This window comes from Paenibacillus mucilaginosus 3016, from assembly GCF_000250655.1.
GTDB lineage: Bacteria > Bacillota > Bacilli > Paenibacillales > NBRC-103111 > Paenibacillus_G > Paenibacillus_G mucilaginosus.
In genome coordinates, this window is record NC_016935.1 from 4,233,187 (window position 1) to 4,249,236 (window position 16,050).

A 16,050-nucleotide genomic window follows, 5' to 3' on the forward strand; every position below is an offset into this window, starting at 1 on the left:
CCAGCACCTCCTGCCACAGATCCGCCAGCTGCGCTTCTACGGCATTCCGCGGAGCGATGTAGCCCTTCTCCGCTCCGGCCGACGACGCGGCGTCCGGCCTAGGCAGCCGGCGGCGGTCACCTTGCCGCTGGTCGTCAGCGTCAGCTCCGCCAGCTGCACGAAGTACGACGGGATCATATATGACGGCAGTACTGCAGCCAGCCGGCCTCGCAGTTCAGAAGCCGCAAGTTCCCGCTCTCCCGTCACGTACGCGCACAGCTCCTGCGCCGCTTCGGCTCCTTCAGCCGCCAGCACCGTCACCACCGCTTCGCGTACGCCTTCCGCCTGCAGCAGCTTCGCTTCGATCTCCCCAAGCTCGATCCGGTACCCCCGGATCTTCACCTGGTGGTCGATCCGGCCCAGGTGCTCCAGCCGCCCGTCCGGCAGCCAGCGCGCCAGATCTCCGGTGCGGTACATTCGCTCGCCGGGCACGAACGGGCTCTCCACGAATTTCTCCGCCGTCAGCTCCGCCCGCGCCCCGTATTCCCGCGCTACGCCCGCTCCGCCGATGCACAGCTCGCCCGCCGCGCCGACCGGCTGCGGCTGCAGCGAGTCGTTCACCACATACACCTGCGTATTGGCGATCGGGCGGCCGATCGTGATCCGCTCTCCCGCCTTCACGCGGTCGTACGTCGACCAGACGGTCGTCTCCGTCGGCCCGTACATGTTGTAGACCGCCGCTTCCGTATAGGCCCCGAGCGCTCGCGGCAGCGAGGCCGGCAGCGGTTCCCCGCCGACGAGCACGGCATCCAGGGGGTGCAGCTGCGCCGCGCTCCGCCCGTCGCCGAGCAGCATCTGCAGGCGCGAAGGCGTTGTCTGCATCATCTGCACCGGTTGCTGCGCCAGCAGCTCCGCCAGCAGACCCGCATCCTCCTGCTCCGCTTCGCCCGCAAGCACGATCTTCATGCCGCAGGCGAGCGGCACCCAGCTCTCGGTGACGAAAATATCGAAGGACACCGTCGTGATGCCGAGCATGGAGCGTCCCTCGCCGAACGGCAGCTCGCGGAGCATGCCGGCGATGAAGTTCACCACGTTCCGGTGCTCGACGACCACGCCCTTCGGCGTGCCCGTCGTGCCGGAGGTGTACATCACATAGGCGCTGTCCTCCGGCCGTACGTCCGTTTCCACAGCCTCCACCGAATAGGCGTCAAGCGCCGAGGCGCAGGTGTAGACCATCGCGGAGCCTTGGGCTACCTCGGAGCCGTCTGCCTGCAATACGCCAGACGCCGATTGTTCTGCGGCAGCGAAGTCCAGCGCCGAGGCGGAGGACTGTTCCGCGCCAGCAGCCCACAAAAGTTCCCTGTTAGAGGACGGGAGATCATCCGCTGTGTTCCTTGCTTCCGCAGCCTCCTCCAGGGCAGCCGCCGTCTCTCTGAGACCGGCCGCCGGCGGCCGAATGCCGTCCTCTACAGGCAGCACCCCGAAGCGTGCCGACGCTTTCTCCGCCGCATCCAGGCACAGGACCTCGCGCAGCGGAATCTCCCGCAGACCGTCCAGCACGCCGCGCTGCGCCGTTTCACTCAGCACGACGCGGATGCCCGCATCGCGAAGCATCGCCTCCAGACGCTCCGCCGGCAGCGACGGGTCCATCGGCACATATGCCCCGCCGGCCTTGAGAATCCCCAGCAGCCCGGCGATCAGCTGCGGCGTGCGGCTCATCAGTACTCCGACCCGCTCCTCGCGCTTCACGCCGCGCTCGCCCAGCCAGCGGGCGATGGCATTCGAGCGGCCGTGCAGCTGGCCATACGTCCAAGCTGCTCCGCCATGGACCACCGCCGGCGCTTCCGGCGTCCGCTCCGCCTGCGCCTGCAGCAGGGCAGGCAGCGTCGCCTGCTCTGGCAGCTCCAACGCCGTGGCGTTCCATCCGTACAGCATCACATCCCGCTCAGACGCCGTCAGTAAACTTACGCTGCCGAGCGTGGTCTGCGGATCCTTTGTGATCTGGTGAAGCACCTCCGCCCAGCCGCCGGCCCAGCGTTCCACCGTCGTCCTCTCGAACAGCCCGGCCGCGTACTCCCACACGCAGCGCAGACCGTCCGGCTCCTCGGTGACCGACAGCGTAAGGTCAAACTTGGCTGCCGTGTTCTCGATGTCATAGGGAGCCAGTTGCAGACCGGGCAGCACAAGTTCCGCTTTGTCCGTGTTCTGCAGCACAAACATAGCGTCGAACAGCGGGTTGCGGCTGAGATCACGCTCCTTCACGACCGCTTCAACCAGCTCTTCGAACGGATAATCGCCATGCTCGAAGGCGTCCAGCGCTGCTAGCTTCACTTCCTCCAGATAAGCGGCGAACGTCTTTTCCCCCGCCGGATTCGTACGCAGGGCCAGCGTGTTCACGAACATGCCGAGCATGTGCTGCAGGTCAGCATGCGGCCGGCCGGCCACCGGCGAGCCCACCACGAGCTCTTCCTGTCCGCTGAGACGTGACAGCAGGACGCCGTAGGACGCCAGAAGCACCATGTACAGCGTAGCGTCGCTCTCTCGGGCGAGCCTGCGCGCCGCTTCGGTCAGCTCGCTATCCAGCACCAGCTCTACCCGTCCGCCTTCAAAACTTCGTTGGGACGTGCGCGGATGATCCGCAGGCAGACTCAGCGCCGGCAGCTCGCCGCCGGCGAACCGGCCGAGCCAGTAAGCTTCCTGGCGCCGATAGGCCTCGCTCCCGCGGAAGCCGGCCTGCCATACGGCAAAATCCTTGTATTGCAGGCGCACCGGCTCCAATACTTCTCCCGCGTACAACTTCGTGAATTCCTCCACGAACAGCGCGATCGAGGTGCCGTCGGCGACGATATGATGCAGATCGAGCAGCAGCAGGTGCCTCTCCCCGGATATGCTCACCAGCGTAGTCCGCAGCAGCGGCGCCCGCTCAAGATCAAACGGCTGCAGGAAGGCACGCGCCTCCTCCTCCGCCTGGGAGGGCTCCGCCTGCAGGAAGCAGACGGAGAAATTCGCCGCCTCCCGAACGATCTGCACTGGCTCGCCGTCCACTACGGCAAACGAGGTGCGCAACACTTCATGGCGTTCGACCATGGCCTGCAGCGCGGCCTCCAGCCGCTGCCGGTCGAGCGAGCCCTCCAGCAGGAACGCCGCGGGCATGTTGTAACTGAGCTCCGCCCCTTCCAGCTGCTGCAGCACATACAGCCGCTTCTGTGCGGACGTCAGTGGGTAGGTCTCCCGCTTCGCCGCAGGGAGCAGGGCCTCGTATCCTTGTCCGGATGCCGTGCGCAGCTCTTCCGCCAGACTCTCGATCGTCGGCGTCAGGAACAGCTGCCTCAGCGGCACTTCGATCCCCAGCGCCTGATGGATGCGGGAGACCAGCGTCATCGCACGCAGCGAGTGGCCGCCGAGCTCGAAGAAGTTGTCGCGAATGCCGACCCGCTCCGCACCGAGCACCTCCTGCCAGAGGCGGACCAGCACAGCTTCCGTTCCGGTGCGAGGGGCGGTATACTCTCCCTCCGCTCCGCCTCCGGCCGGCTGCGGCAACGCCCTGCGGTCGATTTTGCCGTTCGAGGTGACTGGCAGCTCATCCAGCTGTACGAAATAGGCAGGAATCATGTAATCCGGCAGGGACCGTTTCAGTTCCGCCCGCAGTTCCTGCGAAGTGAAGCGGCGTCCGCCGGCAACATAAGCGCACAGTTCATGACCGCCCTGATCGGCGGGCAGCGCCAGAACGGCCGCTTCCCGGATCCCCTCGATGCTCATAAGCCGTGTTTCGATCTCGCCGGGCTCTACCCGATAACCGCGGACCTTCACTTGGTGGTCGAAGCGTCCGCCGTATTCAATCGTCCCGTCCTCCAGCCACCGCGCACGGTCGCCAGTCCGGTACATCAAGGTCCCTGGCAGCCAAGGGTTAGGCACGAATTTCTCTCGTGTCAGCTCAGGCTGGTTCACATAACCTCTGCCGACGCAGGCTCCGCCGATATACAGCTCTCCCGCCACACCGGCGGGCAGCGGCTGACCGAGAGGGTCTAAGATATAGACCTCCGAATTGGCGATGGGCTTGCCGATCGGCGGCTGGGTCGGAGCGGGCGCATGAGGCAGGATCGTGCAGGTGGTGGCCACATGCGTTTCCGACGGACCGTAATGGTTATGCAACGTCACGCCCCGCTCCTGCAAATAACGCTGCAGCGGCTCGCCGACAATCAGCGCTTCGCCCGCCGTCACCAGGTGTTTGACCCCTCGCGGCCACACCGGCTCGTAAGCCGGATCGTTCCAGACGAACTTGACGAACGACGTAGGCAGCAGCAACGTTTCAATCTCCTGCTCGTCCACATAGCGGAACAAGGCGGCAGGGTCCTGCCGCATTCCCTCATCGATCAGATGCAGCGTTCCGCCGGCCAGCAGCGTGGAGAAGATCTCCTGGTAGCTGACATCGAAGCTGTGGGAAGCATACTGCAGCACATTCCCGTCGAAGGGAATCGCGGTATGCTCGTACTGATGCGCCAGCAGATTGAGCATGCTGCCGTGCTCCAGCATGACTCCCTTTGGCAGGCCCGTCGTGCCTGAAGTATAGATGACATAGAGCAGCCGTCCGCCATCTCCCGCCTGCAGTCCCGGCAGGGATGCGGAGGAAGCTTCCCTCGCCTCTTCCTCGGCCAGCAGAGCTTCTATCGTCAGCGGAGCGCATCCAAAACTGCCGCCGCGAGCCGCCCGCTCGGCATCGGTCAGCAGGAAGTCTGTACCCGCATTCTCCAGCATGTACTTGATCCGCTCATCCGAATAGGAAGCGTCGACCGGTAGGAAGGCCGCGCCCGCCTTCAGGATGCCGAAGAGCGCGGCAATCATCTCCGGCGTACGTCCGGCCATCAGGCCGACGATATGGCCAGGGCACAATCCCCGGCGGCGCAGAGCCTCGGCCAACTGGTCCGATTGGCGGTCGAGCTCGCGGTAAGTGACCGCAACGCCGCGGGAGACGAGTGCCCGGGCATCCGGCGTCTTCGTCGCTTGCACGCGGAGCAGTTCGTCCAGCGTCATGGACGGCAGCCGGACTTCCGGGCCACGGGTCCACGAACGCAGGGCGTCCCGGTCCTGCTCACTCAGCAGATTCGCTGCGCCCAGCAGCGTATCCGGTTCGGAGGACACATGGTGCAGCAGCTCCTCGAAATGCGCTTTCCACCGCGCAGCCGTGCGGGATTCGAACAGCGCGGAGGCATATTCCAGACTGTAGTGCAGCTCCTCGCCCCGCTCAAAGACGAAGAGGGACAAATCGAATTTGGACGTATCGGTGCCGATCTCGTACGGCGACACCTCCACCCCGGGCAGCTCCAGAGGGGACTCCTCCATATTCTGCAGGGCAAACATGGCGTCGAAAACCGGATTGCGGCTGACGTCGCGCTGCTGGTTAACCTGGTCGACGAGCTCCTCGAACGGAAACTCCGCATGCTCGAACGCCTTTAGGGACACCCGTTTCACTTCGTCGAGATAATCGCGGAACGTCCGGTCGGCAGCCGGAGTCGAACGCAGGGCCAGCGTGTTGACGAACATGCCCAGCATCCCGGACAGGTCGGCATGCGGCCTCCCTGCAATCGGCGTTCCGACAATGACGTCCTCCTGCCCGGACAACCGGGACAGAAGCAGGCTGTAAGCGGCCAGCAGGACCATGAACAGCGTCGTTCCCGTCTCCTTCGCTAGCTTGCGTAGCTTCCCGGCCAGCGGAGCCTCGATCACGAACTCCTGCCGTCCGCCTGCAAAGCTGCGAACCGGAGGACGCACCGCATCTGCGGGCAGCTGCAGCACCGGCAGTTCGCCGGCTAGCTGATCGAGCCAGTAGGCACGATGCCCCGCATAAGCCGGCGTATGCCGGACGCCCTCCATCCAGACCGCATAATCCTTATACTGCAGGGGCTGCGGGGCTAGGGCAGCGCCCGAATAAATTTCACTGAGCTCCCGGATCAGCACGCTCATGGACGTGCCGTCGGAAATGATATGGTGCATGTCGAACAGGAGCAAATGCTCCTCCTCGGACAGGCGGACCAGCCGAACGCGCAGCAGCGGTGCCCGGTGCAAGTCGAACGGACGAATGAACTCGCACAGCAGTTCCTCCGAAGCCTCAGCCGCATCCCCGTAGGAAAAGTCCACCTCCGCCTCCTCCCGGATCCTTTGCACCGGCTCGCCGCCGGCCATTTCGAATGACGTGCGAAGCACGTCGTGCCGTTCCGTCAGAGTCTTCAGAGCGGACGCCATCCGTTCGAGGGACACCGGTCCGCGCAGCCGCAGGGCGGCAGGCATGTTGTAGGCGAGCTCCGCCCCCTCCATCTGATGAAGCACATACAGACGCTTCTGGGCGGACGTAACCGGATAGTACTCCCGCAGACCCACAGGCTGCAGAGCATGGAACGATTCCCTCTGTCCCCGCTCTACGGCGAGAGCGAGCTCTCCTAGCTTGGGATAGCGGAACACATCGCCGACCGCGAGCTGAACCCCAAGCAACTGATGAATGCGGGATACGAGATTCATTGCCTTCAAGGAATGGCCCCCAAGCTCAAAGAAGTCATCCCGCAGGCCCGCCTGCGGAAGGTGCAGCACCTCCTGCCAGATCTCCGCCAGTCGAAGCTCCACCGGGGTGCGCGGCGCTGCATAAGGCGCCGCCCCCGCCGGGCCGCCCGTCGGAAACGGCAGCGCGGAACGATCCAGCTTGCCGTTGCGCGTCAGCGGCAGCTCCTCCAGCTCGGTATAATACACGGGCACCATATACGCCGGCAGCGCTGCGGAGAGGTAGGCGCGAAGCTGCGCAGGGTCGGTTGCACTTGGTCCATCGCAAACGTAATAGGCGCAGAGGGCTTCCGTCTCCGCCAGGTCCCGCCGGATGAGAACCGCCGCTTGGCTAAGCCCCGGATACTGCAGCAGCCGGGCCTCGATTTCCGCCAGTTCGATCCGGTGGCCGCGGATTTTGACCTGCTGGTCGATTCTTCCCCGGTATTCCAGCGTGCCATCCGGCAGCCAGCGCGCCCAATCCCCCGTCGCATACATAGTGCCGCCGGGCAGGAAAGGGTCGTCCTTGAATTTCTCTGCCGTCAGCTCCGGCTGATTCCAATACCCGCAGGCCACGCCTGCGCCTCCGAGCCACAGCTCGCCAGGCACGCCGACCGGAAGCAGCTGGCCGTCCGTTCCAAGCACGTAAGCCGTCGTGCCTGCGATCGGCCGGCCGATGGGCAGGCTGGCCGACACCTGTTCGTCCCCAACAAGCAGAGCCGTCGAGAACGTCGTGTTCTCCGTCGGCCCGTAGCCATTCCAGACCGTCAGCTTCGGGCAAGCGGCCCGCACGGCATGGGCATGCTTCGGCGACAGCACCTCCCCACCCAGAATCAGATGCCGCAATCCCGCGAAGAGCTTGGCATCTTCGGCAGCGAGCTGGTGAAAGAGCGAGGTCGATAGGAACATTACCGTGATGCCGTTCTCCTTTACGAAGTCTCCCATACTCTGTGCGCCGAGTAACACTTCCTTGCGGACCGGGTATAGCGTGGCGCCGTGCAGAAGCGCGCCGAACAGCTCGAAGGTCGCCGCATCAAAACCGACGGAGCCCGTCTGGGCGAACCGATGCTCCGGTCCGAACGGTACATAGCTGCCGGTATGCACTAGATTGACTACGCTGCCGTGAGTGACCAGCACGCCTTTAGGCCGTCCCGTGGTCCCCGAGGTGTACATCAGATACGCCGGGTCGCCGGCCGACGGTCTTCTCCCATCGTCCGAGGCATTCGTTGCGGGCACGCCGTCTTCCGGCGTCAACTCGGACAAACGGATCACCGTGCCGCCGAAGGCGGCCGGCACGGCAGCGTCTCCGGCGGCCAGCAGGAACTGCGCACCGCAGTCTTCCAGGATCAGGCTCAGACGCTCTTCCGGCGCCTCGGGGTCCAGCGGCACATAGACGCCGCCCGCCTGCAAAATTCCGAGCACGGCCGTGACAAACCCGGCGGAGCGGTCCGCGAGTATGGCTACGAACGCCTTCGGACGCAGTCCTCCGCGGATCAGCTTGTCGGCCAGCCCTGCGACGCGCTCTGATAGCTCCCCATAGGTCAGCTCTTCGCTGCCGAATACGACGGCGCGCTGCCCAGGGTAGCGGCGGACGCTTTCCTGGAAGCGCTCCACAATCGATTCTTCCGGTGCGCTGCGCACCGGAATCCCGCTGAAAGCCAGCAGCCGGGCAAGCTCCGTCTCCCGGCTCACCAGCTTCACCCCCAAGAGTGGCTTCTCCGGAGCGGCGACCGCATGGCGCAGCAGCTCCGTATAGTATCCGCTCCACCGCTCGGCCGTCTCCCGGGTGAACAAGGCCGTCGCATATTCCACAGAGCCATGGTAGCCGTCCGGATGCTCGCTAATCTGCAGGGTCAGATCAAACTTGGCTGTGCGGTCGGCAACAGGGTAGATCTCCACTCCGAGCTCCGGCAGAGCGAGCGGCGGCGTATCTGTGTTCTGCAGCACGAAGACCGCATCGAACAGAGGGTTGCGGCTGAGATCCCTCTCACGGACCACTTCATCGATCAGATCCTCCAGCGGATACGCGCCGTGTTCGAGCGCCTCCAGTGTCGTCCGCTTCACTTCCTCCGTCAGCTCGGCGAACGTCTTCGCGCCGGCAGGACGGGTTCGCAGCGCCAGCGTCTGGACGAACATACCGATCACCCCGGTCAAGTCCGCATAGGGCCTGCCCGCTGCCGGAGAACCGATCATCACCTCCTCCTGGCCGGTCAGCCGCGACAGAAGAGTGCTATAGGCGGCCAGCAGCACCATGTACGGCGTGGCTCCCAGTTCCGCGGCCAGCTTTCGGACGGCACCCGACAATTCGGCGCCCAGCCGGAAATCCACCCGGCCTCCGGCAAAGTTGCGCGACGCTGGACGAGGGAAGTCGGACGGCAGCTGCAGCACCGGGAGGTCGCCCTCCATTTGGCGCAGCCAGTATGCTCTCTGCGCATTGTAGGCTGTGCTGCGGGCATAGCTCTGCTGCCAGACCGCATAGTCTTTGTACTGCAGGTGCAGCGGGGCCAGCTCACCGCCGGCATACAGCGCCCGGAATTCCTCGACGAACAGGCTTATGGACACCCCGTCAGAGACGATATGATGCATGTCGAGCAGCAGCAGATACTTCTCATCGGCCAGCCGCACCACTGAGGCCCGCATCAGCGGAGCTGTATCCAGCTCGAATGGACGGAGGAAACGGCGCACATGCTCCTCCGCTCCCATCCCTTCCCCATCGGTATAGCTGACGGCAAAGTCGACGCTTTCACGGATGAATTGGGCGGGTTCGCCGTCCACCACGGCGAACGAGGTGCGCAGAGACTCGTGGCGTTCGATCATCATCTGCAAGGCGGCCTCAAGCCGCTGCGAATCCAGCCGTCCGGTCAGCATGAAAGCCGCCGGCATGTTATATGCGAGCTCCGCGCCTTCGAGCTGCCGCAGTACGAACAGCCGCTTTTGGGCCGAGGTCAGCGGGTAGTGGTCTCCCACCGGTACGGGCTTCAGCGCCTCGACCGAGCTCCTTTCCCTGGAGACAAGCAGCTCCGTCAACCCCTCTACGGACGGATGCTCGAACAGATCCCTCAGATGCACAGCCACGCCAAGCTGCTTTTGAATCCGGGCCGCCAGCACCGTCGCTTTGAGCGAATGACCGCCCAGCTCGAAGAAGTCGTCCCGAACGCCGACCGGGCGGACGCCCAGGACTTCCTCCCACAGCTGCGCCATGTCCTGTTCCGCCGCGTTTCTCGGAGCGAGAAAGCTCGTTCTGGCTTCGGTCAGGGAGCTGTCCGGCTCCGGCAGGGCCCGGCGGTCGAGCTTGCCGTTCGGCGTCAGCGGCATCCGCTCCAGCTGCGCGAAGAACGAGGGAATCATATAGGGCGGCAGGACAGCCGCGAGACTCTCCCGCAGCTCTTTGGCTTCATAGGCCCGCTCAGCCACCAGATACGCGCACAGACGAGGACCGTCGGCTCCCTCCTCGTGCACGGTGACCGCCGCTTCCCTAACGTCCGGCAGTCCCGTGAGGGCCGCTTCGATCTCGCCGAGCTCGACCCGATTCCCCCGGATCTTCACCTGGTGGTCGATCCTTCCCAGATACTCCAGGCTCCCGTCCGGCAGCCAACGGGCCCAGTCACCCGTCCGGTACATGCGCTCCCCCGGCACGTACGGATCGGCGGTGAACTTCTCCTCCGTCAGCTCCGGCTGATTCAGATAACCGCGAGCAAGACCAGCCCCAGCGATGCACAGCTCGCCCGGCACACCTATCGGTGCCAGCCGACCGAACGTGTTGAGCAGATAAACGCGCGTATTGGCAATGGGGCGTCCGATCGATACGGGATTCTCTCCCGTTAATTCCACGGCCGTCGTCACGACGGTATTCTCTGTAGGTCCGTACTCGTTCATCACCTGCATGGACGGATTCATGGCCTTCAACCGACGGACCAGCGGCTGCCCCACTGCTTCTCCGGCCACTACCGCGCTGCGGACCGTGCGCCATTCCCCGGCGCCCATGCTCTCCAGCATCGCGGAATAGAAGCTCGGCGGGCTCTGCAGATGGGTAACGCCGTAACGCAGGATCGCCTCGCGGATCGAGCCCGAATCCTTCGCGTCTTCGTCGCTCAGCAGAACGACCGCCGCTCCGGAGACGAGCGGGCCGAAGAAATGCGTCACGAACGAATCGAAAATAAACGGATTGAGCATAAGGGCCTTGTCCCCCGGGCGGAAGCCGTACTGCCGTTTCTTCCATTGGATGGTGTTGGCGAAGCTTCCGTGCTCGATCATGACACCTTTGGAGCTGCCAGTCGTGCCGGAGGTGTAGATTACATAGGCCAAATGCGAAGGTTCCACGGTCCGGGCGGACCGCTCAGCGGACGCCAGCTCGGTCGGCTGTTCTTCCAGGACAAGCAGGCTGATTCCGTCCGCAACCTCCGCAGCCCGTTCCCGATGCTCCTCTTGAGTGATCAGCACCGCGGGACGGCTGTCCGCCAGCATGTACCTAATCCGCTCCATTGGAAAGTCGGGATCGACCGGAAGGTATGCGCCTCCCGCCTTCAATGCGGCCAGCAGGCCTACCGCCATCCCGGTGGAGCGGCGGGTCATTACGGCGGTCAGCACATCGGGGCCGATTCCCCGGCGGCGAAGCTCGGCGGCCATCTGTTCCGCCCGCTCGTCCAGCTCCAGGTAGCTCAGCACCTCCGCGCCCAGGATCAGAGCAGGCTTCTCCGGCGTGCGGGCCGCCTGTTCTTCGAACATCGCCAGAACGCTCAAGGAAGACTCATACACTTCCTGCATTCCCGCCCAGTGCTCAAGAAGCTGCTTCCGCTCCACGCCCGTCACCAGCTCGTATTCCCCGAGTCGCAGCTCTGGGGTTCGGTAAGCCTCCAGGACCAGCGCCTTGAAGCAGTCGTTCCATCGTACGATCGTCCCATAGGCGAACAAAGCCGAAGCATATTCCCAGCGCATATCGAACCCTTCGGCTCGCTCCGTCACCAGCAGCGTCACATCGAACTTGGACGCCGTATGCTGCAAGGGGCGGGGGCTCAGCTTCAGTCCGCCCAGCTCGGCTCCCGGCCCTTCCTCGTGCTCCAGTACCAGCATGGCGTCGAACAGCGGGCTGCGGCCGAGATCCCGCCGGCGCACGGTCCGCTCGACCAAGTCCTCGAACGGGTACGCTCCATGCTCGAAGGCGGATAGGGCGGTCTGCTTCACTTCGCTAAGGAAGCCGGAGAAGGACTTCTCCCCCGAAGGACTCGTCCGCAGAGCCAGGGTGTTGACGAACATGCCCAGCATACGGGACAAGTCCGCATGGGCTCGCCCAGCGACAGGCGTGCCGACGACAATCTCTTCCTGTCCGCTGAGCCTGGACAGCAGTGCACTGAAGGCGGTCAGCAGGACGGTATAGGTCGTCACACCGTGCTTCCGGGCCAGCTCCCGCACCGCCAGCGCGAATTCCCCGTCCGCTTCAATGTCGACGCTTCCGCCCTCGAAGCTGCGCACCGCCGGACGTGGATAATCGCACGGCAGCTGCAGCACCGGCACCTCGCCGGCGTACTGCTTCAGCCAATACGCTTCGTGCTTCGCGTACTCGGGCGACTGCTTGTACTCCTGCTGCCACACCGCATAGTCTTTGTACTGGAGCTTGAGCGGCTCCAGCTCCATGCCCGCGTAAGCCGCCGCCAGCTCCTCCTGCAGAATCTGCACGGAGAGGCCGTCCGATACGATATGGTGCATGTCGAACAAGAGCAGGTGCCGCTCTTCGGCAACCCGCAGAACCTTGCACCGCAGCAGAGGGGCACGGCTCAAATCGAAAGGCCGGATGAATGCGCGGATGATTCCTTCCGCCGCCTCTTCCGCCGCCTCTTCCGCCGCCTCCTCGTAAGGGAGGTCGAAGACCACTTCGCGCTCCACCCGCTGAACGGGCTGACCGTTGAGGGCTACGAACGAGGTACGCAGCACCTCGTGGCGCCGAATAAGCCCCTGCAGGGCGGAGTGCAGCCGCTTCCGGTTCAGCGGACCTTCCAGGCACAGCACGGCCGGCATATTGTAGCCGAGTCCTTCGGGTTCCAGCTGCTCCAGCATATACAGCCGCTGCTGAGCGGAGGACAGCGGATAGAAGGCCTGCTCCAGCACCGGGCGCAGTGAAGCATAGCCGCCGCCCGCCGCCTGCACCGCCGCTTCCGTCAGAACCTTCAAGTTCGGCGCCTGGAAGATCTCCCGCAGCCCGATCTGCGTGTGGAACTCCTGTTGTATGCGGGTCAGCAGCGACATGGCCTTCAGCGAATGTCCTCCCAGCTCGAAGAAGTTGTCCCCGAGGCCAACCGGCTCCCGGTCGAGCACTTCCTGCCACAGGGAGGCCATCAGCCGCTCCGCCTGCGTCGTGGGCTCGACGAACCTGCGGCCTATGGCGGATTCGCCCGGAGCGGGAAGAGACCGCCTGTCCACCTTGCCGTTGGACGTGAGGGGCAGCTTCTCCAGCCGCATGAAGCTGCCGGGAATCATATAGTCCGGCAGCACGCTGGACAGAAAATCCCGGAGCACCGCTGAATCCTTCGATTCGCCGGCTGTGTAATAAGCGCACAGTACCGATTCTCCCCGACGGTCCGGCATCACGGCAGCCACTGCCTCGCGGATGCCGCCAAAGCGCAGCAGCTGCGACTCGATCTCCCCCGGCTCGACCCGGTAGCCCCGGATGCTGAGCTGGTCGTCCAGTCGGCCGAGGAATTGCAGGTTGCCGTCCGGTAGCCAGTACGCCCGGTCGCCGGTGCGGTACATCCGTCCGCCGTCCGCGAATGGATCGCGGGCGAACTTCTCCTCGGTCAGCTCGGGCCGGTTCAGATAGCCACGGGCTACGCCCTCTCCCCCGATCCACAGTTCTCCCGGCACACCGGCCGGCTGAGGCAGGCCCCCCGGACTTAACACATACATCCGGACATGGGGAAGCGGCCTGCCGATCGGCACGCTGCCTGCCTGCGGCAGCGAAGCTCCCTCTGCCGTTTCATAGAACGAGGCGTCGATGCACGCTTCGGTCACGCCGTAGCTGTTGAGGATGCGAACCCGGGGGCTGAAGCGGCCGACGATCCGTCCGTAATCCTTGGCAGTCAGCAGGTCCGACCCCAGAATCAGAAGGCGAAGCTGCCCCGTGGACAGGCCGTTATCATGTATATAGTCCATGAGCGGGACCAGCAGGGCGGGCGTCGACTCCAGCAGCGTGATGTCCCGCTCGATGAGAAGACGGTGAAGATCCGGCAGCGAAAGACGCAGCTCATCCGGGCAGATTACGAGCTGCCCGCCCTGTATCCATACCCTCGCCAGGTCACCGGCGAACACATCGAATGAGAAGCCCGCCACCTGCAGGAGGCGGACTTCCATAAGGTCCAGCTGGTACGCCTGCCGCCAGGAATGCGCGGTCTGCATCCAGCTGCTGTACTCGACCATGACTCCCTTGGGCCTGCCCGTCGTTCCGGAAGTGTAGATGATATACGCCAGCTGATCCGGTGCGGAACGAAGGCGCAGATTCGAAGCATCTCCCTCGTTCAGGTTCTCCCGCCTCAGGTCCAGCTTGCTGCAGCCTTCCGGTACGACAAGCTCGGTCTCTCCCGCGGTCAACAGAATTCGGGCGCCGCTATCTTCCAGCATATATGACAGCCGGTCGGCCGGTAGCGAAGCGTCCAGCGGAACGAAGGCGCCACCCGCCTTAAGCACGGCCAGCACGGCCGTTACGGTGAGCTCGGTCCGGCTTCCGAGGATGGCGGCAGGCTGCCCATTCTTCACCCCGAGCGCCCGCAGGGTGCGGGCGAGCCTGTTCGCGCGCGCATTCAGCTCCCGGTAGGTCCGGGACGTGCCGTCCGCCTCGGTAACGGCGATGCGGTCCGGCGTCTTTTTGGCGTGCAGTTCCACCAGCTTGTGCAGCAGAGGGCCTGTTTCCGCCTGCGATCCCCGTCCGAAGCTGAATCCGGACAAAAGCGCTGCTTGCTCTTCGGGAGGCAGAATGCTCAGCCGCTCGACCCGGCACCCGGGCGCCGAGACGCCTTCCCGGATGACATGCAAGAGCCGGCGGGCCAGCGCGTCGATCTCCGCCCTGCCGTACAAGTCCGTCAAATAGTCGATCTGAATCGCCATCTCGCCCGTCCGGATATTCTCGCGGATATGCACGGTGATTTCATTATCCTGGTGGCCGCTGCCCAGCGGAAGCGTCTCGTAGCGGATAGGCGCGTCCTCGGCCAGCACCTCCCAATCCATGGGATGGTAATTGAAGAATACGGGAAGCAGCGCGTCGGTGAAGCCGAACGATTCGCGCAGATGGGGAACGATGCGGTTGAAGGGATATTTTTGGTGGCGGACCAGCTCGCTTTGCTTGCTTTTCACCTGCTTCAATACATACTCGAACGTGTGGGAACCATCGATCCGGATCCGGAAGGGCGTAGTGCTGACGAGCATCGCCACCATCGATTTTTGCTGCTTGGAGGTCCGGTTGGCATACATAGTGCCAAGCGTCACTTCCTCCTCTCCACAGATACGGGACAGATACAGGCAGAGGGCGGTGACGAACAGATTAAAGGGGGAAGCTTGATGTTCGGTGCAGAAGGAGCGGATGGCTTCGCCGTCCGTGAGCGGGATGGAGTACTTCGCATAGGAGGCCTGACTGCTCGGAGAGGATGCGGAGGCCACGGACGAGGGAATTCGCGTGATGGCCGGAAGAGTGCGGAATTCTTCTTCCCAAAAGGCTTGGTCCTTCAAGAAGCGGGAGGACTTCAGGTACTCCTCTTCGCCGGACAGCAGCTCCAGGAACGAAGGTGCAAGCTCCTCGGAAATCGCCTCTCCCCTCAGCAGCGCCATGTAATGCTGGACCGCTTCGTTGCCCATCAGATTCAGGGAGTAGCCGTCGGCTATGATATGGTGAATTTTCAGAAAGACATGAATCGTGCGCTCGTCCGTCCGAATGAGAGTGAATTCGAATAGCGGAGCATGGAACAGATCGAAGGGCTCGCGGGCGCGAAGCTCGATCTCCTCTCTCCACTGTACATGATCTTCGCTGCAGCGATCCAGAATGTCGATGGGAAACGGGCGGAACGGCTCGACATAAGCCAGCGGTTCTCCCCCCTCCGCCGGCTTCAGTCTCATCCGCAGCGCATCGTGACGCTCAACTAGCGTATGCAGCACCCGAAGGAGCAGCTCCTCGCGGATCTCACCCTTGATCGTCAGCAGGCTGTTTAACGCCGCTACCGTCGTCTGTGGGTTCAATAGCTCCATGAACCAGATTCTTCGCTGGGCTTCCGTCAGAGCCCAGACCGCCTTATCCGTTTCTTGATTCAATTGATTGCTCATCCCATCCCAGCACCCTTCTATTTTTCGGATATTCGCTTGAAAGACAACCCTAACACTTAACCGATACTAGAATATACATTCTATGTATTTAATTTAATTTAATATAAAATATTCCAAATAATACCATGATTGTACCATACAAAATAGAGGGTGCCTATCAGGGAATTTATGAAAAATATGTGAATAAAAGGAGAAATGGTTTCCAGATGTGGATTTCTCTAGCTGCCAAAACCGCAAGGCTTTTCG

General features: G+C 63.5%; 1 protein-coding gene. It reads right to left on the reverse strand.

The window, feature by feature from the left end; genetic code table 11:
* Positions 1 to 36: 36 nt before the first annotated feature.
* Positions 37 to 15,804 carry a non-ribosomal peptide synthetase gene (locus tag PM3016_RS18355; protein WP_014370460.1) on the reverse strand — a complete coding sequence of 5,256 codons (15,768 nt, stop codon included), beginning with the start codon at positions 15,802 to 15,804 and terminating at the stop codon, positions 37 to 39.
* Positions 15,805 to 16,050: the final 246 nt, after the last annotated feature.

Excerpts from the sequence above, each read along its gene's own strand:
- PM3016_RS18355 (WP_014370460.1), bottom strand. The coding sequence starts at position 15,804 with ATGAGCAATCAATTGAATCAAGAAACGGATAAGGCGGTCTGGGCTCTG.